24 protein-coding genes are annotated in these 25,383 nt (G+C 70.7%); 15 read left to right on the top strand and 9 right to left on the bottom strand.

Going from position 1 to position 25,383, the window contains the following annotated elements; all coding sequences use genetic code 11:
* Nucleotide 1: 1 nt before the first annotated feature.
* Together ACZ4NT_RS24875 and trhA are read right to left on the bottom strand one after the other, a co-directional pair.
* Nucleotides 2–727, bottom strand: coding sequence for a Mut7-C RNAse domain-containing protein (locus ACZ4NT_RS24875; protein ID WP_121405709.1), 726 nt, complete (start codon nt 725–727; stop codon nt 2–4).
* A gap of 118 nt (nt 728–845) precedes the next feature.
* Nucleotides 846–1,550, bottom strand: coding sequence for a PAQR family membrane homeostasis protein TrhA (gene trhA / locus ACZ4NT_RS24870; RefSeq protein WP_121405710.1), 705 nt, complete (start codon nt 1,548–1,550; stop codon nt 846–848).
* Between the two features lie 328 nt (nt 1,551–1,878).
* Here trhA and ACZ4NT_RS24865 point away from each other — a divergent pair, with 328 nt between their 5' ends.
* Together ACZ4NT_RS24865 and ACZ4NT_RS24860 are read left to right on the top strand one after the other, a co-directional pair.
* A complete protein-coding gene (locus tag ACZ4NT_RS24865) occupies nt 1,879–3,711 on the top strand; it encodes a phosphoenolpyruvate carboxykinase (GTP) (protein ID WP_121405711.1) in 1,833 nt (610 codons plus the stop codon).
* Nucleotides 3,712–3,918: 207 nt separating this feature from the next.
* Nucleotides 3,919–5,619 (top strand): Ig-like domain repeat protein, encoded by a 1,701-nt coding sequence (locus ACZ4NT_RS24860; protein ID WP_467727662.1) that lies wholly within the window; start codon nt 3,919–3,921, stop codon nt 5,617–5,619.
* Between the two features lie 76 nt (nt 5,620–5,695).
* Here ACZ4NT_RS24860 and ACZ4NT_RS24855 read toward each other — a convergent pair whose 3' ends face one another.
* Nucleotides 5,696–6,115 (bottom strand): SCO4983 family protein, encoded by a 420-nt coding sequence (locus ACZ4NT_RS24855; RefSeq protein ID WP_467727660.1) that lies wholly within the window; start codon nt 6,113–6,115, stop codon nt 5,696–5,698.
* A 101-nt stretch (nt 6,116–6,216) separates the two neighbouring features.
* Nucleotides 6,217–7,428 carry a pyridoxal phosphate-dependent aminotransferase gene (locus ACZ4NT_RS24850; RefSeq protein WP_121406406.1) on the bottom strand — a complete coding sequence of 404 codons (1,212 nt, stop codon included), beginning with the start codon at nt 7,426–7,428 and terminating at the stop codon, nt 6,217–6,219.
* 125 nt (nt 7,429–7,553) lie between these two features.
* Here ACZ4NT_RS24850 and ACZ4NT_RS24845 point away from each other — a divergent pair, with 125 nt between their 5' ends.
* Both ACZ4NT_RS24845 and ACZ4NT_RS24840 read left to right on the top strand, forming a co-directional pair.
* Nucleotides 7,554–8,276: a hypothetical protein gene (locus ACZ4NT_RS24845; protein ID WP_467727656.1), complete on the top strand. Its 723-nt coding sequence runs from the start codon at nt 7,554–7,556 to the stop codon at nt 8,274–8,276.
* A gap of 144 nt (nt 8,277–8,420) precedes the next feature.
* A complete protein-coding gene (locus tag ACZ4NT_RS24840) occupies nt 8,421–9,284 on the top strand; it encodes a S1 family peptidase (RefSeq protein ID WP_467727654.1) in 864 nt (287 codons plus the stop codon).
* On the opposite strand, the gene ACZ4NT_RS24835 is transcribed toward ACZ4NT_RS24840, so the two are convergent.
* Both ACZ4NT_RS24835 and ACZ4NT_RS24830 read right to left on the bottom strand, forming a co-directional pair.
* A complete protein-coding gene (locus ACZ4NT_RS24835; protein WP_467727652.1) occupies nt 9,206–10,945 on the bottom strand; it encodes an N-acyl-D-amino-acid deacylase family protein in 1,740 nt (579 codons plus the stop codon). The genes ACZ4NT_RS24840 and ACZ4NT_RS24835 overlap by 79 nt on opposite strands.
* A gap of 393 nt (nt 10,946–11,338) precedes the next feature.
* Entirely contained in the window at nt 11,339–12,649 is a 1,311-nt protein-coding gene (locus ACZ4NT_RS24830) for an amino acid deaminase (RefSeq protein ID WP_467727650.1), read from the bottom strand.
* A gap of 134 nt (nt 12,650–12,783) precedes the next feature.
* Between ACZ4NT_RS24830 and ACZ4NT_RS24825 the strand changes: the two genes are divergently transcribed.
* From ACZ4NT_RS24825 to ACZ4NT_RS24805, 5 genes are all read left to right on the top strand, one after another.
* Nucleotides 12,784–13,854: a sugar kinase gene (locus ACZ4NT_RS24825; RefSeq protein WP_467727648.1), complete on the top strand. Its 1,071-nt coding sequence runs from the start codon at nt 12,784–12,786 to the stop codon at nt 13,852–13,854.
* Nucleotides 13,851–14,612, top strand: a complete 762-nt coding sequence (locus ACZ4NT_RS24820) for an IclR family transcriptional regulator (RefSeq protein ID WP_121405717.1) — start codon at nt 13,851–13,853, stop codon at nt 14,610–14,612. The genes ACZ4NT_RS24825 and ACZ4NT_RS24820 overlap by 4 nt, the downstream gene beginning before the upstream one ends.
* Complete coding sequence (locus ACZ4NT_RS24815) at nt 14,609–15,019, top strand: RidA family protein (RefSeq protein WP_121405718.1); 411 nt, start codon at nt 14,609–14,611, stop codon at nt 15,017–15,019. The genes ACZ4NT_RS24820 and ACZ4NT_RS24815 overlap by 4 nt, the downstream gene beginning before the upstream one ends.
* 121 nt (nt 15,020–15,140) lie before the next feature.
* Nucleotides 15,141–16,625 (top strand): GntT/GntP/DsdX family permease, encoded by a 1,485-nt coding sequence (locus ACZ4NT_RS24810; RefSeq protein ID WP_121405719.1) that lies wholly within the window; start codon nt 15,141–15,143, stop codon nt 16,623–16,625.
* A gap of 64 nt (nt 16,626–16,689) precedes the next feature.
* Nucleotides 16,690–17,265 carry a hypothetical protein gene (locus tag ACZ4NT_RS24805; protein WP_121405720.1) on the top strand — a complete coding sequence of 192 codons (576 nt, stop codon included), beginning with the start codon at nt 16,690–16,692 and terminating at the stop codon, nt 17,263–17,265.
* A 7-nt stretch (nt 17,266–17,272) separates the two neighbouring features.
* Here the strand turns inward: ACZ4NT_RS24805 and ACZ4NT_RS24800 are convergent, their stop codons facing one another.
* On the bottom strand, nt 17,273–18,625 hold the full coding sequence (locus ACZ4NT_RS24800; protein WP_467727644.1) for a M14 family metallopeptidase: 1,353 nt from the start codon (nt 18,623–18,625) through the stop codon (nt 17,273–17,275).
* Nucleotides 18,626–18,945: 320 nt separating this feature from the next.
* On the opposite strand from ACZ4NT_RS24800, the gene ACZ4NT_RS24795 reads away from it, so the two are divergent.
* On the top strand, nt 18,946–20,298 hold the full coding sequence (locus tag ACZ4NT_RS24795; RefSeq protein WP_467727642.1) for an Nramp family divalent metal transporter: 1,353 nt from the start codon (nt 18,946–18,948) through the stop codon (nt 20,296–20,298).
* Between the two features lie 15 nt (nt 20,299–20,313).
* On the opposite strand, the gene ACZ4NT_RS24790 is transcribed toward ACZ4NT_RS24795, so the two are convergent.
* Complete coding sequence (locus tag ACZ4NT_RS24790) at nt 20,314–20,505, bottom strand: hypothetical protein (RefSeq protein ID WP_389390553.1); 192 nt, start codon at nt 20,503–20,505, stop codon at nt 20,314–20,316.
* 10 nt (nt 20,506–20,515) lie between these two features.
* Nucleotides 20,516–21,367, bottom strand: coding sequence for a helix-turn-helix domain-containing protein (locus tag ACZ4NT_RS24785; protein WP_467727640.1), 852 nt, complete (start codon nt 21,365–21,367; stop codon nt 20,516–20,518).
* Between the two features lie 260 nt (nt 21,368–21,627).
* On the opposite strand from ACZ4NT_RS24785, the gene ACZ4NT_RS24780 reads away from it, so the two are divergent.
* The 5 genes from ACZ4NT_RS24780 (at nt 21,628) to ACZ4NT_RS24760 (ending at nt 25,368) form a co-directional block, all read left to right on the top strand.
* A complete protein-coding gene (locus tag ACZ4NT_RS24780; RefSeq protein ID WP_467727638.1) occupies nt 21,628–22,110 on the top strand; it encodes an ATP-binding protein in 483 nt (160 codons plus the stop codon).
* Between the two features lie 145 nt (nt 22,111–22,255).
* Nucleotides 22,256–22,645 (top strand): WXG100 family type VII secretion target, encoded by a 390-nt coding sequence (locus tag ACZ4NT_RS24775; RefSeq protein ID WP_467727636.1) that lies wholly within the window; start codon nt 22,256–22,258, stop codon nt 22,643–22,645.
* Nucleotides 22,646–22,718: 73 nt separating this feature from the next.
* Complete coding sequence (locus tag ACZ4NT_RS24770; RefSeq protein ID WP_467727634.1) at nt 22,719–23,036, top strand: WXG100 family type VII secretion target; 318 nt, start codon at nt 22,719–22,721, stop codon at nt 23,034–23,036.
* Nucleotides 23,036–24,781: an RNase A-like domain-containing protein gene (locus ACZ4NT_RS24765; protein WP_467727633.1), complete on the top strand. Its 1,746-nt coding sequence runs from the start codon at nt 23,036–23,038 to the stop codon at nt 24,779–24,781. The genes ACZ4NT_RS24770 and ACZ4NT_RS24765 overlap by 1 nt, the downstream gene beginning before the upstream one ends.
* Nucleotides 24,782–24,798: 17 nt before the next feature.
* A complete protein-coding gene (locus ACZ4NT_RS24760) occupies nt 24,799–25,368 on the top strand; it encodes a hypothetical protein (RefSeq protein ID WP_467727631.1) in 570 nt (189 codons plus the stop codon).
* Nucleotides 25,369–25,383 lie beyond the last annotated feature (15 nt).

Here is a 25,383-nt window from a genome sequence, read left to right as displayed (position 1 = left end):
CTCAGCTTCCGAACTCCGCGAGGGCGCGCGCCACGATGGCCTCCAGGCGGTCGTGGTGCGCGCCCCGCCAGTAGGCGCGCCCGCACGCGGCGCACTGCGCGAAGACGTCGTACGACCGGCTCGTGCCGCCTTCGAGCCGGTCGGCGAGCTCCTCCTTGGTCGCCTCCGCGAGCAGGCCGTTGCACGCCGTGCACCGCGTCCACGGCTTCAGCTCGGGGGCGAAGCGGCCCAGCACGTCCCGCAGCTGGTCGTCGGGGAGGGTGCTGTAGACGAAGGCACCGGCCCACAGCTCGCGGCGGCGCAGCAGGCCGCGGTCCCGGCTGAGCAGGACGCGCCGCTCGGCGGCCGAGCGGGTGGCGAGGGCCGGGTCGCCGATGTCGGTGGACTCGTACGCCGTGTCCACGCCGAGCAGGCGCAGCCGGCGGGCGAGGGTTCCGAGATGGACGTCGAGGAGGAAGCGCAGCGGGGCTCCCGGCACGGACTGCGGGCGCCGGACGGCCCGCACCAGGACGGACTCGCCCGACGCGGGGATGTGCGACACCGGTACGTCCCGGCCGTCCACGGCCAGGGCGCCGACCTCGGTCAGCGGGACGCCGAGCGACTCGACGACATGCCCGAGCGTGGAGGCGCCGTCGGTGACGACTCCGGTGGCGCCGGCGCGCCGCGCGGGCGGCACGAACAGGCGCAGCTCGGGGGCGAATTCGACGTGGATCTCCGGTCCGTTCACCGGGTCAGGATGCCACGGGCGACCGTCCCGCGGCCTCCGGGTTTCCGGCAGGTGGGGCCGGGTGCGAGGACGTCCGGGGCGGCATCCGGCCGGCGCCCGCGCCGGCCGGAGGGGCCCCTCAGTAGGCGACCAGCGAGATGCCGATGTAGTGCGCGATGAACGCCGCGAGGGTGAGCGAGTGGAAGACCTCGTGGAAGCCGAACCACTGGGGGGAGGGGTTGGGGCGCTTGAGTCCGTAGATCACGCCGCCGGCGCTGTAGAGCAGGCCGCCGACGATCACCAGGACGAGGACCGCGACACCGCCCGCGTGCATGAAGTCGGGCAGGAAGAAGACGGCCGCCCAGCCCATGGCGATGTAGCAGGGGGTGTAGAGCCAGCGCGGGGCGCCGACCCAGAACACCCGGAAGAGGATGCCGGCGGCGGCGGCTCCCCAGATGCCCCACAGCAGCCACTGGCCCTTGGCCTCGGGCAGCAGCAGCATCGTCAGCGGCGTGTAGGTGCCCGCGATGATCAGGAAGATGTTCGCGTGGTCGAGTCTGCGCAGGACGCCGTCCATGCGCGGGCTCCAGTTGCCGCGGTGGTAGACGGCGCTCACGCCGAACAGCAGGCAGGCGGTCAGGGTGTAGATCCCGCAGGCCAGCCGGCCGCGGCCGGAGTCGGCGAGAGCCGTGAGGAGCAGACCCGCGACGAGCACGGCCGGGAACATTCCGAGGTGCAGCCAGCCGCGGAGCCGGGGTTTGACCGGGTGGGGCAGGGAGAGCTCGACGGGGCCGCGGCCGGCGGCCGGCGAGTCCGTGGGCGCGTCGGGGACGGGCGCAGTCATAGGAGCAATCGTACCTACGGAACCGTAGGTTACGCGTCAGTCCCGGGGTATCGGCCGGTCGATAGTGGCCAGGGTCTCACGGGAGGGGGGCGCGGTCACGGGAGGGTCCCCCGGCGGAACCCCGATTGCACGCGGGGAAACCCCCGGATGAGTGGCGATGCTCACGCCGCTCAGGTGTGAGGCCCTCTGGACATATGGGCGGATGCGTCGGATGATCAAATGAGTGCGGTCGGCACCGGATGAGCGCCCATGATCCATCACCGTGAAGCATCCGGGTCGCGGCCCCCACGGGGCATTCAACAACAAAACCCCTCATTTAGGAGCAATCGTGGCGCGCGACATCGCGGCTCCCACCGACGTCCCCACCTCTCACCAGGAACTGATCTCGTGGGTCAACGAGATCGCCGAACTGACCGAGCCGGACAGTGTGGTCTGGTGTGACGGATCCGAGGCGGAGTACGAGCGACTGAGCGAGGAGCTCGTCCGCAAGGGCACCTTCAAGAAGCTCGACCCGATCAAGCGCCCCAACTCCTACTACGCCGCTTCCGACCCGACCGATGTCGCGCGAGTCGAGGACCGGACGTTCATCTGCTCCGAGAAGGAGGAGGACGCCGGCCCGACCAACCACTGGAAGGCGCCCGCCGAGATGCGGGAGATCTTCCAGGGGCAGGACGGCAAGGGCGGTGTCTTCCGCGGCTCGATGCGCGGCCGGACGATGTACGTCGTCCCGTTCTGCATGGGCCCGCTCGGCTCGGACCTCTCCGCCATCGGCGTCGAGATCACCGACTCCGCCTACGTCGCCGTGTCCATGCGCACCATGACCCGGATGGGCCGCCCCGTCCTGGACGAGCTCGGCTCCGACGGCTTCTTCGTGCGCGCCGTGCACACGCTCGGAGCGCCGCTGGAGGAGGGCCAGGCCGACGTGCCGTGGCCGTGCAACTCCACCAAGTACATCTCGCACTTCCCCGAGACCCGCGAGATCTGGTCCTACGGCTCGGGCTACGGCGGCAACGCCCTGCTCGGCAAGAAGTGCTACGCCCTGCGCATCGCCTCCGTCATGGCACGCGACGAGGGCTGGCTCGCCGAGCACATGCTGATCCTCAAGCTGACCCCGCCGCAGGGCGAGTCGAAATACGTCGCCGCCGCCTTCCCGAGCGCCTGCGGCAAGACCAACCTCGCCATGCTGGAGCCCACGATCTCCGGCTGGACGGTCGAGACGATCGGCGACGACATCGCCTGGATGCGGTTCGGCGAGGACGGCCGCCTCTACGCGATCAACCCCGAGGCCGGCTTCTTCGGCGTCGCGCCCGGTACCGGCGAGCACACCAACGCCAACGCGATGAAGACGCTCTGGGGCAACTCCGTCTTCACGAACGTCGCGCTCACCGACGACAACGACATCTGGTGGGAGGGCATGACGGAGGAGACTCCGGCCCACCTGACGGACTGGAAGGGCAACGACTGGACGCCGGAGTCCGGTACGCCCGCCGCGCACCCCAACGCCCGCTTCACGGTGCCCGCCTCGCAGTGCCCGATCATCGCGCCCGAGTGGGAGGACCCCCGGGGTGTGCCGATCTCGGCCATCCTCTTCGGCGGCCGCCGCGCCTCCGCCGTACCGCTGGTGACCGAGTCCTTCGACTGGAACCACGGCGTCTTCCTCGGCGCGAACGTCGCCTCCGAGAAGACCGCCGCCGCCGAGGGCAAGGTCGGCGAGCTGCGCCGCGACCCGTTCGCCATGCTGCCGTTCTGCGGCTACAACATGGGCGACTACATGGGCCACTGGGTCGACGTCGCCAAGGGCCGGGACCAGGCGAAGCTCCCGAAGATCTACTACGTGAACTGGTTCCGCAAGAACGACGAGGGCAAGTTCGTCTGGCCCGGCTTCGGCGAGAACAGCCGCGTGCTGAAGTGGATCGTCGAGCGCCTGGAGGGCACGGCGGAGGGCGTCGAGACGCCGATCGGCGTGCTGCCGGCCAAGGGCGCACTGGACACCAAGGGACTGGAACTCTCCGAGTCCGACCTCGACTTCCTGCTCACGGTCGACCAGGAGGTCTGGCGCGAGGAGGCGGCACTGGTGCCCGAGCACCTCAACACCTTCGGTGACCACACGCCCAAGGAACTGTGGGACGAGTACCGCGCGCTGGTGCAGCGCCTGGGCTGACGCCCTCTCTGCTCCGCGGCCGGCCTGTTGCCCTGACCTGCGACGTCGTCGAGGTCGGCCGCGGTGACGACGACACGCCGCGCAATCCCCTTGCTCGGGGGATCTTCGCGGCTGTTGAGTGCTCCTGCAGGCGCCCCGCTCGACGAGCGGGGCGCTCGATTCAGCCTGTGGGGGGCACAGTTGAGAATCGCACACAGCCGTGGACGCATGACGGCCGCGCTCGCCGCACTGGGGATGGCGGGGGCCGGACTCACGGTGGCGGCGGCACCGGAAGCGGTCGCCGCGACGGACTCCGTGGCCAAGCTGCCGATCTCCTCGTACTCGGCGATGGTGATCGACTCGGTGCACGAGCGGGTCTATCTCACCGAGGACAGCAGGAGCAGCACCGACGGCGCCATCCAGGTCTACGACTTCGAGGGCCGGAAGGTGACGACACTCTCCTCCAGCGGCCCGGTCTCCGGCATGGCGCTCAGCGAGGACGGCGGCACGCTCTACGCGTCCAACTACGAGATGATCGCCGCGTACGACACCGGGACGCTGACCAGGAGCGTGTACGCCTACACCCCCTGGTACGCCTACTGCGGGCGGCAGGTCGCCCGCTCCGGCGGCAAGGTCTGGTACACGCAGAACTTCAACACCGGCGACTGCTACTCCTACGCGAACACCGTGTACGGAGTCTCCGGAGGCGCGGCGTACGACACCAAGTGGTCCGCCACCGGCCGCCTCCAGCTGGCGACCGGGGAGGGCGCCCCGGACCGGCTCTTCATGGGGCAGCCGCTCGGCAGCGGGGAGAACGACCCCTTCCTCACCTCGTTCGACACCGGCGGGGACACCCTGGTGCGGCGCGCCGCCCGGCGGTTCGCCGACGGCGACGGCAAGGGCGCGCTGAACTTCAAGGACATGTCGCTCTCGGCGGACGGCAAGCTGCTCGCGGTCGCCGACGCCGGGTACGGGACGCGCCTGCTCAACTCCGCCGACCTGTCCGACGCCGACGGCTCCTACGGGGCGCTGCCCACCGGCGCGACGGCGTCGGCCGTGGCGTTCAGCGGCGACGGCACCTATCTCGCCCGCGGTGCCTCCGCCTCCGGCAGCACGGCCGACCTGCTCGTACAGAAGGCCGACCCGCAGAGTGCGGCCACGCCGCTGGAGTTCGCCTTCGCCGGCAGCCTCGACGGGGACCGGGTCGTCCCGCGCGGTCTGGGCTGGTCCAAGGACGGGACGCGGCTGTTCGCGGTCACCACCAACGCGGCCGGCAGCGAGTACTGGCTGCACGTCATCCAACCCCCGGCCGCCCAGTACGACTCCCGGTTCACCGGTGGACTGACCTCCTCGCCCAGCAGGGCCGTGGTCGGCGAGCCACTGGCCGTCCGGGGCCGTCTCACCCTCGACGGCACCGCTCCGGTCGACCCGGTGAAGGTCTCCGCGGTCCGCACGGACGCCGACGGCACGCACCGGCTCGCCTCCGTCGAGGCCAAGTCCGACGGCACCTTCACGGTGCTCGACGAGCCGGACGCGGTCGGGAACGCCACGTACACCGTCTCGTACCTGGGTGATCTGACCCATCGCCCGGCCGAGGACGTCAGCCTGACGGTCGCGGTGGCCAAGGCGCCGACGGCGCTCGCGCTGACGGCCCCGGGCGAGGCCACCCTGGCCGACGGGGTCGAGATCACCGGGACGCTCAGCCGGCAGGGCCGGGCACTGGAGACCGGGGCCACCGTGCGGGTGGAGCGCACCGACCGGCTCGGCTCGGGCGCGCTGTCCTCGGTGGCGGTCGGCGCCGACGGCACGTTCACCGTCAAGGACCTGCCGCGGACCACGCGCACGGTCACCTACACCGTGAGCTACCCGGGCGACGCCCTCCACGAAGGATCGACGGCCTCGGCGGAGGTCGTGGTGCGGCGCCGCTGAGCGGAGATATGGCGCCCGGTCCGCACGTCGCTGCGGGTGCGCGCGGACCGGGGCCGATCAGGGGAGCCCGGAGGGCTCAGTGGGCGGCGAGCGCGTGGGGGCCGACGGCCGCGGCGTGCGCGTCCATGCGCTCGGCCGCCAGGATCGCGGCGGCCGTGTCGGCGCGGGAGGCCGCGACGACCAGGGCGCGGCCGGCGAGCGCGTGCGCCCGCTGGTGGAGCATGGCGAGGTGCGGTTCGTGGAGGGCGGCGGCCACCGCCGCCCTGACGGGCGCGGCCCCCGAGCGCAGCCGGGTCACCTGGCCGGCGAGCCGCTCGGCCGCCTGGTCCAGATCGGCCGAGGGTGCCAGTGCGCGCAGCTCGTCCGTCACCGCCAGCAGCGCCGCCAGATGACCCGCGAGCTGGATGTCCAGCTCCTCCTCGCGTGAGCGATGAGGGAAGTCGGGGGTGGTGCCGGCCATCGTGTGGACCGACTTGGTGCGGATCGGCTCGTACATGGGATGGCCTCCTGTGCTGTCAGGAAACCATCCTAGCTTGGATTGCGTCTAAAGTTGAGCCGGTTCACGAAAACCGGACGGTCGGGCACGCGCCGTGAACGTCAGAGCTGGCCGTAGCCGTCCAGGAACGTGCCGATACGGGTGACGGCGGACGTCAGGTCCGCGACCGACGGCAGGGTGACGACCCGGAAGTGGTCGGGCTCGGGCCAGTTGAAGCCCGTGCCCTGGACCACCATGATCTTCTCCTGGCGCAGCAGGTCCAGGACCATCTGCCGGTCGTCCTTGATCTTGAAGACCTTCGGGTCCAGTCGCGGGAAGAGGTACAGCGCCCCCTTCGGCTTCACGCAGGTGACGCCGGGGATCCGGGTCAGCAGCTCGTACGCCACGTCCCGCTGCTCCTTCAGCCGGCCGCCCGGCAGTACGAGCTCGTTGATCGTCTGGCGTCCGCTCAAAGCGGCCACCACGCCGTGCTGCCCCGGCATGTTCGCGCACAGGCGCATGTTCGCCAGGACCGTCAGGCCCTCGATGTACGACGCGGCGTGCGCGCGGGGGCCGGAGATCGACATCCAGCCGACCCGGTAGCCCGCCACCCGGTAGGCCTTGGACATCCCGTTGAAGGTGAGCGTCAGCAGGTCGGGGGCGATGGAGGCGGTCGGGGTGTGCGTGGCACCGTCGTACAGGATCTTGTCGTAGATCTCGTCGGAGCAGACCAGCAGGTTGTGGCGGCGGGCGATGTCGGTCAGCCCGCGCAGCATCGCCTCGTCGTACACCGCGCCCGTCGGGTTGTTCGGATTGATGATGACGATGGCCTTGGTGCGGTCGGTGACCTTGCGCTCCACGTCGGCGAGGTCGGGCATCCAGTCCGACTGCTCGTCGCAGCGGTAGTGGACGGCCGTGCCGCCGGACAGCGACACGGCGGCCGTCCACAGCGGGTAGTCCGGCGCCGGCACGAGCACCTCGTCGCCGTCGTCCAGCAGGCCCTGCATCGCCATCACGATCAGCTCGGAGACGCCGTTGCCGACGAATACGTGCTCGACGTCCGTCTCGATGCCGAGGGTCTGGTTGTGCATCACCACGGCCCGGCGGGCCGCCAGCAGGCCCTTGGCGTCGCCGTAGCCGTGTGCCGAGGAGACGTTGCGGAGGATGTCCTCAAGGATCTCGGGCGGGCACTCGAAACCGAACGCCGCCGGGTTCCCGGTGTTCAGCTTGAGGATGCGATGGCCTGCCGCTTCCAGCCGCATCGCCTCCTCGAGAACCGGGCCCCGGATCTCGTAACAGACGTTGGCGAGCTTCGTGGACTGGATCACCTGCATGACCGCGAGCTTACGGCCGCCCAACCGGTCGCGGGGGGTGTTTTCCACCACGTGAGACGTCGCGCTTCTGCCGATTTGTCGCCACGCTACGCCGCAAGCCCTTGCGGTCTCTACAATGCGCGGCCATGTCATGGCAGAGCGGCGCACCGGAGAGTCCGCCGAACGTGTACCTCCCGCGGGGCGACGCGGACGCGACGCCCGCCTACGAGGCGTACGCGGATCCGGCCGCGGCGCACGGCTGGCAGGACGCCTACGGTCCCGGGTCCGACGGGCCGCGCGACCCTCACGCCGGCGAGCGGGGCGGCACGGACCCGCGCCGCGGCGAGCACGGGAGTGCGGACCCGTACGGCGGTCCCGGCGCCGCCGCGACAAACGACACCGCGGTCCTCGACGGCGACGCGCTCGTCGCCGAGGAGCCGGGCCGCCGTGCCCGGCTGCTGCAACGCCGCCGCGCCAGGCTGCTGCGCCGGGTGGGTGTCGGCGCCGGGGCGGCCTGTGCCGTGCTGATCGCGGCGCTGCTCGCCGGGGCCCTCGACTCCGGTTCGTCCCCCTCTCCGCGGCCGCGCGGCGAGGGGGCGGACACCGGTACGCGCACGGCGCCGCCGTCTCCGGGCGCCTCGGAGCGGGCCTCCGCCGAGGCGTCGCCCTCGCAGTCCCCGTCCGCCGGGTCCGGGGCTTCGGCCTCCCCGACCCGGAGCGCGTCCGCGAGTGCCCCGAAGGCCACGGCGTCGCAGGCGCCCGCGAAGACGGCGTCGGCCACCGCGACGACCTCCGCGCCCGCCGAGCCGACCCGGACCGAGGACGACAAGCCCGGTCGCGGCCCCGGTTCGACCAAGCGGCCCCGGTAGCCGGAAAGCGCCGGCCGCGGCCGGAAAGCACTCCTTGCCGCCCCGGCACGACCCCCTCACAATGCGCATGACAAACAGGAGTCGACCGGAAGACCTCCGGTCACCCACCCATGTCGCACAACAGAAAACAGAGGGGACCCCCACATGAGAAAGCCTCTCGTCGCCGCGCTCTTCGCCCTGGTGATCGCCGGGGCCGGCGCGGCACCCGCGGTCGCGGCGCCCGCGCCCGCACCGGCCGAGCGGACGGCCACCGCACCGGCCGCCCCGGCCGTACAGGCGGTGAACTTCGCCGGCACCGTCGCGCTCAGCAACTGTTCCGGTTCCGTCGTGCGGATGCCGGCCTCCGAGGACGACGACCCCGCGCTCGTGCTCTCCAACGGGCACTGCCTGGAGACCGGCTTCCCGTCCGCCGGCGAGGTCGTCGTCGACCAGCCCTCCAGCCGCTCCTTCAGTCTGCTCAACTCCGCCGGCACCCGGGTCGCCACGCTGCGCGCGAGCAAGATCGCGTACGCGACGATGACCGACACCGACATCTCGATCTACCAGCTCACCCGGACGTACGCGCAGATCAGGAGCTCGTACGGCATCAGCGCGCTGACCCTCGACGCCGCGCACCCCGTCGCCGGGACCGCGATCAAGGTCGTGTCCGGTTACTGGAAGCGCATCTACAGCTGCAACATCGACGGGTTCGTCTACCGCCTGAAGGAGGGCGAGTGGACCTGGAAGGACTCGGTCCGCTACACCTCCGCCTGCAACACCATCGGCGGCACGTCGGGTTCGCCCGTCGTCGACAACGCCACCGGCAAGGTCGTCGCCGTCAACAACACCGGCAACGAGGACGGCGGGCGCTGCACCGACAACAACCCGTGCGAGGTCGACGCGAGCGGCAACGTCACCGTCCGCCAGGGCATCAACTACGCCCAGGAGACCTACCAGATCGTGCCCTGCGTCGGGATCGACAACAAGATCGACCTGAGCCGCAGCGGGTGCACCCTGCCCAAGCCGTAGCCGCCCGGGGGGGGGGGGGGGGGGGGGGGGGGGGGGGAGGCCCCCCCCCCCCCCCCCCCCCCCCCCCCCCCCCCCCCCCCCCCCGCCAGTACGTCCGTCCGCCGCCCGTCCTCGATCACGAACCGGCCGTCGACGAGGACGTGCGGGATCCCGGTCGGCAGGGTGCGCGGCGCCTCGAAGGTCGAACCGGCGGCGACCGTGTCCGGGTCGAAGAGGACGAGGTCGGCACGGTGGCCCTCGCGCACGAGACCGCGGTCGGGCAGCCGCAGCCGGGCGGCGGGGCGGCCGGTGAGGTGGGCGACGCACTCCTCCAGGGACAGCACGCCCAACTCCCGCACGTAGTGCCCCAGATAGTGCGGGAAGGTGCCGTACGCGCGCGGGTGCGGCTTGTCGCCCCGCAGGATGCCGTCGGAGCCGCCCGTGTGCACCGGGTGCCGCATGATCGCGCGGACGTTCTCCTCGTGGCCGACGTGCTGCAGGATCGTCGGCCCGAGGCCGTCGGCGATCAGGAGCCGGCGGGCCGTGGTCCACGGGGCCTCGCCGAGCCGGTCGGCGGACTGCCGGACGGTGCTGCCCACGTACGGGGCGAGAGCGGGGTTGCTCACCCCGGAGATCTCGATGGTGTCCCACTCGATGGGGACCCCGTGGCAGCCGTCGGCGCCGACCACCTCCATGTCGTACCGGATTCGCTCGGCGGTCGCGTCGTCCGTGAGACGGGCCAGCACCGCCTCCGGGCCGCCCTCGCCCGCCCAGCTCGGCAGCATCGCCGCGAGGGTGGTGCAGCCGGGGGTGTAGGGGTACGTGTCCAGGCTGATGTCCGCGCCCGAGGCGAGAGCGTCGTCCAGCAGGGCGAGCAGGTCCGGGGCCCTTCCCTCGTTCACGCCGAAGTTCATGGTGGCGTGGGCGAGATGGAGCGCGCAGCCCGCCTCGCGGGTGAGGGCCACCATCTCCTCGTACGCCTCCAGGGCGCCGGCCCCGTAGGAGCGGTGGTGCGGGCAGTAGTAGCCGTCGTACGCGGCCACCACCCGGCAGAGCTCGGTCAGTTCGGCGTCCCGCGCGTACATGCCGGGGGTGTACGTCAGCCCGGAGGACAGGCCGACCGCGCCCTCCCGCATGCCCTCGGCCACCAGGTGCCGCATCCGGTCCAGCTCTCCGGGGGTGGCCGCGCGGTCGTCCCAGCCGACGGCGAGCATCCGTACCGTGCCCTGCGGGATCAGGTAGGCGGCGTTGACCGCGATGCCCTCGCCGTCGAAGCCGTGGTCGAGCCGGTCGAGGTACTCGCCGACCGAGCGCCAGCTGAAGTCGATGTCGTCGCCGTGGCCGTTCCAGCCGGTGATCGCGCGGCGGACCTCGGTGAGGGTGCGGTCGTCGACGGGGGCGTACGACAGGCCGTCCTGGCCGATGACCTCCAGGGTCACGCCCTGGGCGGCCTTCGCGCTGTGGTCGGGGTCCCGCAGGAGGGCGAGGTCGCTGTGGGCGTGCATGTCGATGAAGCCGGGGGAGAGGGCGAGGCCGCCGGCGTCCAGGGTCCGGGTTCCCCCGGGCAGGTGGCCGTTCCTGCGGATCTCCGTGATGCGGCCGGTGTGGATGCCGACGTCTGCGCGGTACGGGGTCGTGCCGGTGCCGTCCACGACGGTGGCGTCTCTGATCACCAGGTCCATGGTGGGCGTCTCCTTCCGCGCCTGCGGCGCGTGTCTCCGGGCTGCGCCCGCGCTGTCTCTTTCCCGCGCTCCGCGCGGTTCCTGCCCGCCCACGACCGCCCGTCTCGGTCTGCTGGGCGCGCTGCGCGCGGTGCCGTCTTTCCGCGCTCCGCGCGGTTCCTTGTCCGGCCACGACCGCCCGTCTCGGTCTGCTGGGCGCGCTGCGCGCGGTGCCGTCTTTCCGCGCTTCGCGCGGTTCTTTGTCCGGCCACGACCACCCGTCTCGGTCTGCTGGGCGCGCTGTGCGCGGTGCCGTCTTTCCGCGCTTCGCGCGGTTCCTTGTCCGGCCACGACCACCCGTCTCGGTCTGCTGGGCGCGCGGTTCCTGTGCGCCCGTGACCACTCGGGTGGTGTCTAGAAGAACGTCCGTACGTAGTCCGTCACCGTGCCGTCCGGTTCGACCAGGGGGATCAGCTGCCACTTGTCGAAGGAGGTGCAGGGGTGGGAGAGGCCCATGCCGAGCCAGTCGCCGGTGCGCAGGTCCGCCTCGGGGGTCGTGCCGAGCCAGGTGTGCTGGTCGGAGAGGCCGGTCACCGTGACGCCGGTGGCCGGGCGCTCGGCGCCGTCGCGCCGGACGACCTGCGCCGTCGGCAGGTCCAGGTCGTAGGCGGCGTCCCGCTTGCCCGCGTTGGCGAACGCCTGCTCGGCCGAGGGCCGGGAGACCACCTGCGCCCAGAGGCGGAAGGCGGGCTGGAGCGCGCCCTCCTCGGGAACCCGGCCGAAGGGGGTGAGCCTGCTGTAGTGGCCGTCGTCGTGCGAGACGTACGCGCCCGAGCGCAGCAGCTTCAGCACCGGCAGGGACAGCTCGGGAATCTCCGCGAACACGTCCGCCACCGCGTCGAACCAGGCACTGCCGCCGGCGCTCACCACGATCTCGTCGACGTCGGCGCCGTCACCCCGGTCCGCGCCCGAGCCCTTGAAGCGCCCCGCCCGGTCGAAGTCCGCCGCCAGGGAGGTCAGCCGACGCAGCCACGCGCGGACGCGCTCCGGGTCGGCGTTCGGTACCTCGCCCTCGTAGCCCGCGACGCCGACCAGCCGCAGGGCCGGGGTGGCGGCCACCGCGTCCGCGACCGCCGCGCAGTCCGCCTCGGTGCGGGCGCCGGTGCGGGCGCCCTCCCCGGCGGCGAGCTCGACGACCACGTCCACCGGCCGGGGCGCGCCCCGCAGCGCGGCGTCCATCAGCTCGACGCCGCGCACCGAGTCGACGTAGCAGACGAAGCGGAACGACGGGTCCGCGGCGAGCTCGGCGGCGATCCAGCGCAGGGCGGACGCGTCGACCAGCTCGTTGGCGAGGAAGATCCGCCGGATGCCGAACGCCCGGGCGACGCGCACCTGGTGGGGCAGGGCGAGGGTGATGCCCCAGGCGCCGTGCTCGATCTGCCGCTGGAACAGCTGCGGGGCCATGGACGTCTTGCCGTGCGGCGCGAAGGCGAGGCCGTGGCGGGCCGCGTACGTCTCCATCAGTTCGAGGTTGTGTCGCAGGCGCTCGGCGGACAGGGCGAGGACGGGGGTGGTGAACCCGCCGGTGAAGAGATTGCGGCGCTCGGCGGCCAGCTCGCCGACGGTCAGTCCCTCGGCGTCCGGGGGGAGGCCCTTGAAGCGGTGGTCGACGCGGTCCTCCGCCAGGCGGGCGACGGCTTCGGCGGCGGTGTTCTCGGCGGCCATGGAGCCTCCTCCTCGGGGTCCGTTGCGTTATATGCAACGGCCATTGCGTATGTCGCTTACTGCTGTCTAACATCCCAGCCAACGCAGGGTCAACGGTGCCGTCGGCCCGCAGCATGCAAGGAGTCTGATCCCACGTGACCACCAACGGACCGGCAGCCGCCGGGCACCGCGCCGCCGACGGCCTCCCCGGTCCGGTCGAGGTGGTCGCGCTCGGCGAGTCCATGGTCACGTTCCTGCCCTCCCGTCCCGGCCGCCTCGCCGACGTGCCGTCCTTCGAGCGGGCCATCGGCGGCGCCGAGTCGAACGTCGCGTGCGTACTCGCCTCGGCCGGACACAGCGCGCGCTGGGTCAGCCGGGTCGGCGCCGACGGCTTCGGCGACCACCTGGTGGAGGCCGTCGCCTCCTACGGCGTCGACACCTCCGCCGTACGCCGCGACCCCGCACGCCCCACCGGCATCTACTTCCGCACCGCGGGCGACCGGGCCACCGACGCCCACGAGGTGGCGTACTACCGGGCCGGATCAGCCGCCTCCGCCATGGCCACGGACACCGTGGACCTCGACGCCGTCCGCTCCGGCCGGGTGCTCCACCTCTCCGGCATCACCGCCGCACTCTCCGGCGACTGTCTGGCCCTGCTCCGCGAGCTGACCTCCCCCCGCCCCGGCGGCCCCCTCGTCTCCTTCGACGTCAACCACCGCGTCCACCTCTGGCAGCACCGGGAACCCGGCGCCGTCCTGCTCGACCTGGCGCGCGGCAGCGACCTCGTCTTCGTCGGCGAGGACGAGGCCGAAACCGCCTGGGGCGTCACCGGCGGCCCGGCCGCGGTGCGCGCCGCGCTGCCCGAACCCGCCGCGCTGGTCGTCAAACAGGGCGACCGCGGCGCCACCCTCTTCGACGGGGACACCGCGACCTTCGTCCCCTCCCTCCGGGTCGACGTGGTCGCCCCGGTCGGCGCCGGCGACGCCTTTGCCGCCGGGTTCCTCTCCGCGACCCTGCGCGGACTGCCCGCCCGCGAGCGGCTGCGCCACGGCCACCTGATGGCCGCCGCCGCCCTCACCGTCCCCGGCGACCTCGCCGCGCCCTGCGCCCGCGCGGACGCGGACCGGCTGGCCGCCCTGGACGACCGGGCGTGGGAGACACTTCGACTCGGCCCCGGCTGGACCGAAGCCGTCGCGTGGGCCGACGAGGAGGTACGCACCCCATGAGCCAGACCGTCGACCGAGCACTGAGCATCCTGCCGCTGCTCGCCGAGGGGCCCGCCGATCTCGGGCAGGTCGCCGACCGCCTCGGCGTCCACAAGTCCACGGCGCTCCGGCTGCTGCGCACGCTGCACGAGCACGGCCTGGTCTACCGCCAGTCCGACCAGCGCTACCGCCTGGGCGCCCGGCTCTTCGCGCTCGCCCAGGAAGCCGTGGAGAACCTCGACATCCGGGAGATCGCCCACCCGCACCTGGTCCGTCTCAACGAACAGTGCGGGCACACCGTCCACCTCGCGGTGTACGAGGAGAGCGAGGTGCTCTACATCGACAAGGTGGAGAGCCGCTACCCCGTGCGCATGTACTCGCGGATCGGCAAGCCGGTGGCCATCACCGTGGCCGCCGTGGCGAAGCTCCTCCTCGCCGACCTGCCCGAGGCCGAGCGCCGGAGCCTCGCCGAGAAGTTCGACTACCCCCTGTACACGGCCCGTTCGACCCCCAGCGCGACCGCCTTCCTCAAGGAGCTGGCGACCGTGCGCGAGCAGGGCTGGGCCACCGACCTCGGTGGCCACGAGGAGTCCATCAACTGCGTGGGCGCCCCCATCCGGGGCGCCGACGGACGCGTGGTCGCCGCGATGTCGGTCTCCGCGCCGAACGTCGTCGTCACCGCCGACGAACTCCTCACGCTGCTCCCGCTGGTGCGCCGTACCGCGGACGCCATCAGCCGCGAGTACTCCGGCAAGACCCCAGCAAAGGACCCCGCATGACCGAGAAGACCGCACTCACCCCGAAGACCCACACCACCCCGCCCGCCAAGTTCTCGCACGGCGTCCGCAAGGGGAACATCCTCCAGGTCGCCGGCCAGGTCGGCTTCCTGCCCGCCGTCGAGGGGCAGCCCCCGACGCCCGTCGGCCCCGGCCTGCGCGAGCAGACCCTGCAGACCCTCGCCAACGTCAAGGCGATCCTCGAAGAGGGCGGCGCGAGCTGGGACGACGTGATGATGATCCGCGTCTACCTCACGGACGTCGACCACTTCGCCGAGATGAACGGCATCTACAACAGCTACTTCGAGGAGCAGGGCCTCACCGCGCCCCCCGCCGCCCGCACGACGGTCTACGTCGGCCTGCCGGCCGGACTCCTCGTCGAGATCGACGCGCTCGCCGTCCTCGGCTGACGCTCCGTCAACTCCCCGCACACCGTACGTCGTCACGGTGCGGCGCCCGTCATCCCCGGTGCGCCGTGCCGCGATCCCCCCTGCCCGAAAGCCTCATGCACTTACGAAACAGAGGACCTCCATGGCGTCCCCCCTGCTCGCAGCGACCGCTCCCGCCGCCGAGACTCCACCCCACACCGGCGGGCTGCTCCTTCTTCTCGACGGCACCGCCGGGCTGCTCACCGTCGCCGCCCTCGGCATCGCCCTCCTCCTGCTGCTGATCATCAAGCTCAGGCTCCAGCCGTTCATAGCCCTGCTGGCGGTGTCCATAGCCGTCGGCCTCGCCGCCGGGCTCTCGGTCACCGAACTCTTCGGCACGGTCCAGAAGTCCACGGCCGTCTCGGTCGTCGAGTCCGGCATGGGCGGCATCCTCGGCCATGTCGCGATCATCATCGGACTCGGCACCATGCTCGGCGCCATCCTCGAGGTGTCCGGCGGCGCCGAGGTGCTGGCCTCCCGGCTGCTGAACCTCTTCGGTGAGAAGCGCGCACCCCTCGCCATGGGCCTCACCGGCCTCATCTTCGGCATCCCGGTCTTCTTCGACGTGGGCATCTTCGTCCTCGCGCCGATCGTCTACGCCGCCGCCAAGCGTTCCGGCAAGTCGATCCTCCTCTACTGCATGCCGCTGCTCGCCGGCCTGTCGATGACCCACGCCTTCCTTCCGCCGCACCCCGGCCCGGTCGCCGCCGCGGGGCTGCTGCACGTCCAGCTCGGCTGGGTCATCCTCATGGGCATCGCCTGCGGCATCCCGGCCGTACTCGCCGCCTGGGTCTTCTCCGCCTGGATCGGCCGGCGCATCTTCGTCGCCGTACCGCAGGACATGGTGGAGGCCGCCGACGAGGCGAAGCGGGCCGTCGTCGAGGAACAGCGCGCCTCCGGCGTCGAGCCCCAGGAGAAGCCGGTACCGCTCGGCACGGTCCTCGGCATCATCGGCACGCCGCTGGTGCTGATCCTCGCCGCCACCTTCTCCTCGATCGCGTTCGAGCCGTCCACGGGCCGCTCGGTCGTCGAGTTCTTCGGAAGCCCGTTCGTCGCGCTCACCATCGCCCTCCTCCTCGCGTACTACCTGCTCGGCATCCGCCGCGGCTGGTCCCGCAAGTCCCTGGAGCGGGTGTCGACTTCCTCGCTCAAGCCGGTCGGCAACATCCTGCTGGTGGTCGGCGCGGGCGGCATCTTCGGAGCCGTGCTGAAGGCGAGCGGTGTCGCCCAGGCGCTCTCGGACACCTTCAACGACGTGGGCCTCCCGGTGCTGTTCCTCGCCTACCTCATCTCCCTGGTGCTGCGCGTCGCCCAGGGTTCGGCGACCGTCGCCATCGTCACGACGGCCGGCATCGTGGCGCCGCTGCTCGCCGACGGCGACCACTCGCAGGCGTTCGTCGCCCTGGTCATCATGGCGATCTCGGCGGGCTCCATCTTCGCCTCGCACGTCAACGACGGCGGCTTCTGGATGGTGGCCAAGTACTTCGGCATCACCGAACGCGACACCCTGAAGTCGTGGACGGTGCTGGAGTCCGTGCTGTCGGTGGCCGGCTTCGCGGTGGCGGCGGTTCTCAGCCTCTTCGTATAACAGCCGTGCAGCTAAACGGGGGCTGGCTGTGCCCGGCACAGGATCGTCGACCATACTGCCCGCTGTGGAGCAGCGCATAGGTTCGAGCAGCCAGTCCCCGGACGTGCCCGTCGTGCCCGTCGTCCCCGCCGCCGCGGTCGATCCGGCGTACGTCCCCGGGATCACGTCACCCGCGCCCGTGAAGCCGGAGGGCCCCGCCGACGCGGCCGGGTCCGAGGCCGAGGCGCCGCCGGTCCAGGACGCGGTGCCCGAGAGCGCCGCCGACGAGACCGGTCCCGACGAGGCGGCGCCCGAGGCGGACGCCGCCGACGCGGAGGCAGGCTCCGGCACCGGCCCGGAGGGCTCCGACGGCCCCGTCTCCGAGGGCCCGGTCTTCGAGGCCTCCGACCGGCGCGCCTCGGTCCGGGCCGACCACCGCGGCGTGGTGCTGCGGCTGGACGACCAGGAGGCGGAGTTCCGCTGGGACGAGATCGGCGCCGTCGAGACGGAGTCGCCCCGCTGGGGCAAGCGGTTCACGGTCACCGTGCACACGCCCGACCGCCGCTGGTACCCGATAGAGATCGAGGCGGCGGCCCGGGCGCGTTTCCCGGAGTGGGAGAAGCAGCTCGACGCCGTGCTGGACGCCTACTTCCAGGAGTGACGGGCGGTCAGCTCGCGCAGTACTGCGCCTGCTTGCCGATCGAGCGGTACATGCAGTCCGCGTTCTCCAGGAGCTGCAGCACCGCGTCCCGGTTGCGCGACGTCTCCCGCTCGATGACCTCGTCGGGCGGGTAGAAGCCGCCGCCACCGGACCGCGGGTACATCTCGAAGGTGTAGGCGAAGATCTTCTGGGTGCCCCAGAGGTAGTCGTCGATCGAGCCGTCCGTGATGTACAGGTCGCTGGACTGCTCGGCCGTGTAGCCGTTGCTCGCGCCCATCTTCCGGCCGACGGCCGCGAAGGCGTTGCGGTCGTCCGCCGTCATGCCCGTCGCGGTGTCGGAGTAGGTCCATCCGAAGGGCCAGAGGACCAGTTCGCTGTACGTGTGGAAGTCGATCCCGGCCGTGATCTGCTGCTTCCCGCCGACCACCCGGCCGCGCACGAAGTCGGCGACCACCTTGACCTCGGGAGCGGACTCCGGAGCCGCGCCCCGGTAGGTCTCCGAGGACGTGGAGCCCGAAGAGCCGCCACAGCAGCCCCACTTGTAGTTCCAGTTGCGGTTGAGGTCGGTCCCGACGTACGAACTGCCGCTGTTGGGCTGACGGTTCTTGCGCCAGGAGCGGTACGAGCCGGACGCGATGTCGTACTCGCCGCCGTCCGGGTTGAGGTCCGGGACGATCCAGATCTCGCGGCTGTTCACCATGTTCGTCACGCGGGAGTCGGAGCCGTAGCCCGCCCCCAGCTCGCGCAGCAGGTACAGCGCCATCTCCACCGTCAGGTGTTCACGCGCGTGCTGATGGGCGGTGAAGAGGACCTCCGGCTCGGCCTCGTCGGTGGCCACGTTGTCGCTGATCTTGATGGCGACGATGTCCCGGCCCTGGTACGACTTGCCGATCACGCGCTTGCTCATGATGCCCGGGTAGGCGGCCAGCCGCTGGTCGATCTCCGCGTTCGCCTCCGCGTAGTTGTGGTACTTCGCGTCGGCGGAGGGGAAGTCGAGGAGCCGCGCGTCGGAGCCGCTGGCCCGGTCCGGCGCCGAGCCGAGGAGCGAGACGTCGTAGCCGAGGCCGCGCAGCTTCCTGATCTGGTCCGCGCGGCCGGAGACGACCACGGTCTCCTCGTCGGCCTCGTCCACGGTCACGCCGGTCCGCTGGATGGCCGTCCGGGTCACCGGCGTGGTGCTCTGGTGGATCTCGTACTGGCGGATGTCGTCCGCCGAGGGGGCGGGGGCCTTCGCGCCGGTCGCCGTGGCATCGGTGGCCGTGGCGGTGAGGGGGGCGGCGAGGGCGAGGGCGAGGAGGGTGGCGAGGGCCGCGCTGCGCCGGCCGGTTCTGCCACCGCTTCCTCGTGTGCGAAGTCGCATGAAGTCTCCTAGTTTCTCCAGGGCTTCCGGGGTCGCCGGAAGAAGGGGAGTGGAGCGGGGGGTGGTCCATGGCGACGTGCCTGGTGCGGGTGTGGCGCTCATCGTGCGGGCGTGGCATGGTCAGGTCAAGAAGGTCAGGGAGGCCGGTGTCGGGAACCGGCCGAAAATCAGCCGGGTGCCGTAGGCGGGGGTCGCTCAGCCCGGGACCGTACACGCGCGGCCCGGCCGGTCACCGAAGGCGCGGCGGGCACAGCCTTGACCGGGTGTCTTCACCGCACGCCCCCTTGTGTCCCCGCCCGCTTTACGCTTCCTTGAACCACATGGCGGAGACCACTGGGAAGACAGCGTCAGGGGAGGTCACCTCCCGCCCTCGCAAGTCCAGTTGGAAGTACATCGGACCCGGCATCGTCGTCGCGGCGACGGGCGTGGGCGCCGGCGACCTCGTCGCCACGCTCATCGCGGGAAGCAACTTCGGGTACACGCTCCTGTGGGCGGCCGTCATCGGCTGCCTGGTGAAGATCTCCCTCGCCGAGGCGGCCGGCCGCTGGCACCTGTCCACCGGCCGCACCCTCTTCGACGGCTGGGCGAGCCTCGGCCGCTGGACGACCTGGTTCTTCGTCGTGTACGTGGTCGTCTGGGGCTTCGTCTACGGCGCGGCGGCGATGTCCTCGTCGGGGCTGCCGCTCCAGGCGCTCTTCCCGGACGTCATGGGCCTCAAGTGGTGGGCCATCCTCACCGGACTGGTCGGCCTCGTCTTCGTCTGGTTCAACAAGTACGCCGTCTTCGAGAAGGTCATGACGGTGCTCGTCGGCGTCATGTTCGTCGTCACCGTCTATCTGGCGATCCGGGTCACCCCGAACCTGGGCGACGCCTTCGCCGGTCTGCTGCCGGTGCTCCCCGACGAGAAGGACTCGGTCCTGAACACCCTCGGCCTGATCGGCGGCGTCGGCGGCACGATCACGCTCGCCGCGTACGGCTACTGGGTCAACGCCAAGGGCTGGACGAACACCGGCTGGATGAAGGTGATGCGCCTCGACAACCGCGTCGCGTACATCACCACGGGCATCTTCGTCGTCGCGATGCTCTTCGTCGGCGCGGAACTCCTGCACTCCTCGAACGTGGCCATCGCGAGCGGCGACAAGGGGCTGATCCAGCTCGGCGACATCCTGGAGGCGGAGTACGGGGCGGCGACCGCCAAGTTCTTCCTGATCGGCTTCTTCGCCACGTCGTTCACCTCGCTGATCGGCGTCTGGCACGGGGTGAGCCTGATGTTCGCGGACTTCGTGGAGCGCTTCCGGAAGGACCGCGCGGCCGGGGTGGCCCCCGGCGCCGGGATGTCCGCGGCGGCCACGGCCTCCGGCGAGGAGGTGGCGTCGGGCGCCCGGGAGAGGTCCTGGCCCTTCCGCGCCTACCTCCTCTGGCTGACCTTCCCGCCGATGGTGCTGCTGTTCCAGGGCCAGCCCTTCCGCCTGATCATCCTGTACGGCGTGCTGGGCGCCGCCTTCCTTCCCTTCCTGGCGGCCACGCTGATCTGGCTCCTCAACTCCGCGCGTACGCCTGCGGAATGGCGCAACGGCATGCTGAGCAACGCCATGCTGGCCGTCGCGGGCCTGCTCTTCCTGGTGCTGTGCGTGAAGCAGATCTGGGACCAGCCGTGGTCGGAGTTCTTCTGACCCCGGCCGCCCGGCTCAGAGCAGGTGGTCGGCCTTCCCGGCCTTGATGTCCCGGATCAGCGTACGGAGCGCTTCCCGCGAGTCGGTGAGGTAGGCGTCCTCGGCGCCGGCTATGGCGATGTAGGCGTTGTCGTCCTCGTCGGTGCCGAGGCGGAAACAACTGGCCCCTTCTCCGCAGAAGGGTTCCTCCCAGGTGATGTGTCCCATCGCGTTCTCCTCACAGGCTGTTGGCGATCTCGTGGATGAAGGCGCGGGACGCCTCGGGTGCCAGGGCGATGCCCTCCATCCAGTCCAAGTGGGCACGGTACTTGGCCAACTGCGCCGCCTCGCCCAGGAATTCCGGCCCGTGTGAGCTGTCGACCTGGGCGGTGTCGAGCTGCGGCACCGGTGCGTGAAGGTAGTTGACCGTCTGCCCGGCGCCGGGGAACGTCCCCGCCGAAAACGTGATGACCTGGACGCGCACGGCGGGGCGCTCGGACACCTCGATCAGGTGCAGGAGCTGGGCGCGAGCCACCTTGCGGCCCCCGAACTGCATACGCAACGCGGCCTCGTGGACGAGGCCGACGTACTCGGGCGGGTTCTCGCCCTCCAGGACCTGCTGCCGTTCGACGCGGTACGCGAGGCGCAGCGCGACCTCGTGCTCGGGGAGGGGCGGCAAGACGGCCCGGAAGAGTTCGAGCGCGTGGTCACTGGTCTGGAACAGTCCGGGGATGTGCGCCGTGTGCGCGGTGCGCATCCGTACGGCGTACGACTCCAGTTCGGCGATGTCCAGGAGACCGGGGGAGAGCGCGCCACGGTAACGCTCCCACCAACCACGTCCGGCGGGACGGGCCATGGCCTCCAGAGCCTCGATGTACGCCGGGTCCGAGCAGTCGCAGTTGTATGCCAGTGTGCGCAGACGCTCTGGGCTGATGGTGCGGATGCCGGTCTCGATGTTGGAGATCTTCGCGCGGTCGACACCCAGGAGTCCGGCGGCCTGGTCCGCCGTTATACCCGCGGCCATCCGCATCTTGCGCAGTTCGCTGCCCAGGCGCCGCTGACGTTCGGTGGTGACTGTCCTCGCTGGCATGACTTCCCTTCCGCGATGTCGTCAGCAGTCTGACGCCAGAGGCGATCTCGGGACCACGAATGGGTCAATATCGCCAATCGCGTGGCAATGTAACCATGCCCGTCCGTACAGTCGGTGACGTACCCGCTACTCACGGCAGCCGGAAGTGCATCGCGTGAGCCTGCCTGCGTACTCCTCTCCTGGGAGGGGCGGGCCCACGCCAGGGGGACAGGCCACTGCTGCCGAGGTGACGGCATCCGCGTACGACCACAGGAGCCCGCATGTCCCGCTGCCCGCTGGCGACCGCCTACCCCGCCGACCCGACCGCCCCGAGCCCGGAGACCCTGGCCTACAGCCTCACCCTGCCGGCGGCCCTGGCCAGCCCGAAGCTCGCGAGAGCGGCGACACGGGCCTTCCTGGCCGCACACAACCTGCACCGGATGATGGACGCGGGCCTCCAGGCGGTCGGTGAACTGACGGCTGTGGCCTGCCAGTTCACGGAATCGGTGGAGTTCTACCTGGCCCTCCGCTACCGGGCCGAGGCGCTGCGGGTGACCGTCTTCGACAACCATCCGCCGCACGCGCACCCCCGGCTGGCGGAGGAGTGCGCCACGCGCCGCCGGGCGGCCCTGCGCGTCCTGGCCTGCGTCTGCCGGGCCTGCGACGGCGACTGGGGCTTCGGCAAGGCCCGCGAACCGGGCGGTGGAACCCGCATGTGGGCGACGCTGCCGAGGGTCGGCGCTACGGCGTACGGGGAAGCGTAGAGGGACGGGGGACCGCGGTCGGGGCCACGAGGCCGCGGCGCCGCGTTGGCCAAGAACCCCTTGGTGAATCGAACTTGGCTGCGACTAGGGTGATCGAGGCGCATGCTCGGGGCGGCTGAGGACGACGAGGGGAACGGGGAACGCGGTGGGGCAGCAGAAGGACCTGGCAGCCCGGGAAGACCATCTGACGAAGCTGGCGGACGACCTGGACGGGATGCAGGAACACCTGACCCGTCAGGTCCGCCGCATGGACCATGTGGTCGATGCGATCGAGAAGGGCTGGCAGGGGCCCGCCGCGACGCGGTACCGCGAACTCCACCGCTCGGTCGCCGAGGACGCCGTACGCATCCGCGAGGTCATGAGTCGTCTCGAACAGGCTGTCCGGCTGAGCCGGGACGGATTCACCGAGCTCGAACTCGACATGATGGAACGCTTTCGGGCCGTGCACGTCGACGTCCGGGCGGAGGTGGACGCGCTGTCCACGCCGGCTGAACCGGAGCCGACGAGACCGCGCAGTCGCCTCGAACAGCTGTGAGGGCCGCTGTGCGGGGTGGCCCGGCGCGAGCACGACAGGGCGGCGGTGCTGCCGTCCGGAACGGGGGAAACGCATGACGGAAGGCAACGCGGAGGACGAGCTGATATCCGTCTCGTTCGCGACACTGGAGCACCTGACCGGCGAGCTGGACGACATCCTCAGGCAGCTCAACGGAAAGCTGGACGACCTCTACACGCGCCTGGTGCCGGTCGTCGCCTCCTGGCGGGGGGAGGCCCGCGACGTGTTCCTCGAGGAACTCGACAAGTGGGACCACTCCGCCAGGGATCTGGAGTCGGCCCAGAAGTGGCTGCACGAGGTCGTGACGAGTGGGCATCGCGGTTACGCGGCCGCACACCGCGCGGTGCTCAACGGGTGGGGCGGCGGCTCCTGATGGCGGAGCCACTCCCCACGGACGAGGAACGCGCACAGGAGCGGGCGAACGCACGGACCCGGTCGCCCAAGACGAGTGGCGGCGGATTCGACGTACAGCCGCAGCATCTGCATTACACGGCGATCGTGGTGCGCGACGGGCAGTTCGACTACGACAAGGGCGCTGCCGCCCTCGTCGACGCGCTGAACGAGTACAGCCAGTCGGCGGGAACGGGGTGGGGAGCCGACTCCTTCGCGGCGGCGTACAAGTCGGTGAGTGAGAAGTTCCTGGAACTGTGGGCGAAGAGCGTGCTCAGCGTGGGCGGCGTCGCCGTCAGCCTGACGGACACGGCGAACAAGTACACCCAGGCGGACTGGCACGCCCGCAAGATGTACGGTCCGCCGCCGGTGCAGAAGCCGCCGCCGGCCGTGATCGACAAGCTCCCCAAGTACGGGCCGGTCAACGACATCAAGTGGTCCGGCACCGGCGAGGACGCGGACTCCTGGGAGATCTCGGGAATCATGGGCGAGGTCCCCGACTTCCTCGCCGACGTCATCCGTCCCGCGATCGAGCACGGACTCCGGCTGGGCAAGATGCACGAGATCACCCCGGGAGCGAGGGACGAGGATCTCAAGGGCATGGCCACGGCTTGGCGTGCCGTCGAGAAGGACGCCAAGGCGGCATCGGACAACTTCAACGGTGCCATCAAGTTCATCAGCAACAACAAGGGCAACGACGAGTGGCAGGGCGCGATGAAAGCGTTCTGTCAGACCATCTGGGGCACCACCGAGTGGGGCCGGACCTATGACGCCCAGGGCAATCGAGCCTCCATGGGGCGCAGCTGGAAGACGAACCGCAGTGTCGTGCCAGCGAAGCTGCGGCCCGTCATCGAGATCCTGAGGCAGACCGCGACCACCGTTCAGGAGACCCTCGATCAGCTGGCCGAGGTGCGGATCAAGACCGCGGAGACGACCACCCGGCTCGGCAAGGAAGCCGCGAAGGCGACGGTCAGGGACCTCACCACGGACCTCGACATCTTCGAGTTGACTCGGCTCACGGCGACGTTGGCGTTCGGTGAGATCGTCCTGACGTTCCGCTCGCACATGGACAAGGCCGCCGCCGACGCCGCGGTCGAGAAGTACCACCAGGCATTCAGCGACGCGGCCACCAAGCTGAAGGGGCTGGAGATCGAGCTGGACGAGGCGATCCTCAGTGTGCCCACGTTCCGCGCGGAGGAGGCGCGCGCGGAAGCGTACGGCGCGCGCTCGCTGAACGACTTCAAGAAGGAACACAGCTGGCAGCGCCCGGAGAGCCAGATCCCGTACAAGTACTCCATCGACCTGGCGACCGAGGAGGAACTGTACGGCGGGCACAGCGTCGACAGGCACGTCGGATTGACGGACGACCAGCTGACGCAGCGGCTGCGGGACGAGTCGACGGGGTCGGGCGTCCTTCAAATTCCTGCCGCTTCCAGCTTCACCGACCTGAATTCGGCGCAGGAATACACTCAGTACAATATTCGGAGCAATTCGGCAGAAATTGACCATTGGCTCCAGAAGAGGCCGCCGACGCCTCTGACGGAGGATTTCTCGGTGCCGGCGGTCAGCGGAGGGAATCTGACGCAACCGGTCGTGACCGGCCGGACGGCGCCGGTGGTGAACAATCGAGCAACAGAACCGAAGGATGCGCACGGCGTCCTGACGGTACTCAGGTATGAGCCGAGCCTCGACCCACCGTTCGTCGTGCTGACGTCCATGCCCAAGTGATGTGTGAGGAGACGCTGATGGTCGAGCTCACAGAGTCGTCGTGGTCCCAGGCCGTCGACATGTATGCCCGTAGGTACAGCATTGCCAAGGTGACGAGCAGAGAGCACGAGGACTGGGCGCTCGACGTCAACACGTTGATGCATTGCGACACGCCCGACAATCGGGGCTGGCGCACGCAAGATGCCCTGGCTGGCGAGCCGGAGCGGATCGACGATCCGTACTACCCGTTCGCCCTGCGGCCGGACGACCCCGCAACGACGGGCGCTTGGAAATCCCGCCTGGATGAGATTCCGCGGTCCTCCGCCAAGCGGTTCCTCGTAGCTCTTTCCACGCTCTGGCTCAATGTGGAGGAGGAGCAGGATTTCGAGGAACGCAGAACAGGCTTGGAGGGGAAGGCGGATGTCATACTTTCACGTTTCCCGCAAGGATCCCGATTTTTCGCCAACACAGGAGGCCACAGCAAGAACCTCGACTATTACAAACGGATCTCGGGTTGTAACACCATTTCGGTCCATATTTGGGATCTCGGCCTGATCCTTGTCTCCGAGACGGAGGTCGGGTTGGTGTGGTCCTTTCACGCCTGGTGACCCGAAACCGTCGAT

The sequence above is a fragment of the Streptomyces sp. NPDC026417 genome (assembly GCF_055567695.1).
Note: the sequence above shows the minus strand (reverse complement) of the source record. Positions and strands in the feature narration are given on the sequence as shown.

Excerpts from the sequence above, each read along its gene's own strand:
- ACZ4NT_RS24840 (WP_467727654.1), top strand. The coding sequence starts at position 8,421 with ATGAGAAAGCCTCTCGTCGCCGCGCTCTTCGCCCTGGTGATCGCCGGG.
- ACZ4NT_RS24835 (WP_467727652.1), bottom strand. The coding sequence starts at position 10,945 with ATGGACCTGGTGATCAGAGACGCCACCGTCGTGGACGGCACCGGCACG.
- ACZ4NT_RS24860 (WP_467727662.1), top strand. The coding sequence starts at position 3,919 with ATGACGGCCGCGCTCGCCGCACTGGGGATGGCGGGGGCCGGACTCACG.
- ACZ4NT_RS24785 (WP_467727640.1), bottom strand. The coding sequence starts at position 21,367 with ATGCCAGCGAGGACAGTCACCACCGAACGTCAGCGGCGCCTGGGCAGC.
- trhA (WP_121405710.1), bottom strand. The coding sequence starts at position 1,550 with ATGACTGCGCCCGTCCCCGACGCGCCCACGGACTCGCCGGCCGCCGGC.
- ACZ4NT_RS24800 (WP_467727644.1), bottom strand. The coding sequence starts at position 18,625 with ATGCGACTTCGCACACGAGGAAGCGGTGGCAGAACCGGCCGGCGCAGC.
- ACZ4NT_RS24790 (WP_389390553.1), bottom strand. The coding sequence starts at position 20,505 with ATGGGACACATCACCTGGGAGGAACCCTTCTGCGGAGAAGGGGCCAGT.
- ACZ4NT_RS24850 (WP_121406406.1), bottom strand. The coding sequence starts at position 7,428 with ATGCAGGTGATCCAGTCCACGAAGCTCGCCAACGTCTGTTACGAGATC.
- ACZ4NT_RS24815 (WP_121405718.1), top strand. The coding sequence starts at position 14,609 with ATGACCGAGAAGACCGCACTCACCCCGAAGACCCACACCACCCCGCCC.
- ACZ4NT_RS24765 (WP_467727633.1), top strand. The coding sequence starts at position 23,036 with ATGGCGGAGCCACTCCCCACGGACGAGGAACGCGCACAGGAGCGGGCG.
- ACZ4NT_RS24830 (WP_467727650.1), bottom strand. The coding sequence starts at position 12,649 with ATGGCCGCCGAGAACACCGCCGCCGAAGCCGTCGCCCGCCTGGCGGAG.
- ACZ4NT_RS24795 (WP_467727642.1), top strand. The coding sequence starts at position 18,946 with ATGGCGGAGACCACTGGGAAGACAGCGTCAGGGGAGGTCACCTCCCGC.
- ACZ4NT_RS24760 (WP_467727631.1), top strand. The coding sequence starts at position 24,799 with ATGGTCGAGCTCACAGAGTCGTCGTGGTCCCAGGCCGTCGACATGTAT.
- ACZ4NT_RS24810 (WP_121405719.1), top strand. The coding sequence starts at position 15,141 with ATGGCGTCCCCCCTGCTCGCAGCGACCGCTCCCGCCGCCGAGACTCCA.
- ACZ4NT_RS24770 (WP_467727634.1), top strand. The coding sequence starts at position 22,719 with ATGACGGAAGGCAACGCGGAGGACGAGCTGATATCCGTCTCGTTCGCG.
- ACZ4NT_RS24845 (WP_467727656.1), top strand. The coding sequence starts at position 7,554 with ATGTCATGGCAGAGCGGCGCACCGGAGAGTCCGCCGAACGTGTACCTC.
- ACZ4NT_RS24820 (WP_121405717.1), top strand. The coding sequence starts at position 13,851 with ATGAGCCAGACCGTCGACCGAGCACTGAGCATCCTGCCGCTGCTCGCC.
- ACZ4NT_RS24855 (WP_467727660.1), bottom strand. The coding sequence starts at position 6,115 with ATGTACGAGCCGATCCGCACCAAGTCGGTCCACACGATGGCCGGCACC.
- ACZ4NT_RS24780 (WP_467727638.1), top strand. The coding sequence starts at position 21,628 with ATGTCCCGCTGCCCGCTGGCGACCGCCTACCCCGCCGACCCGACCGCC.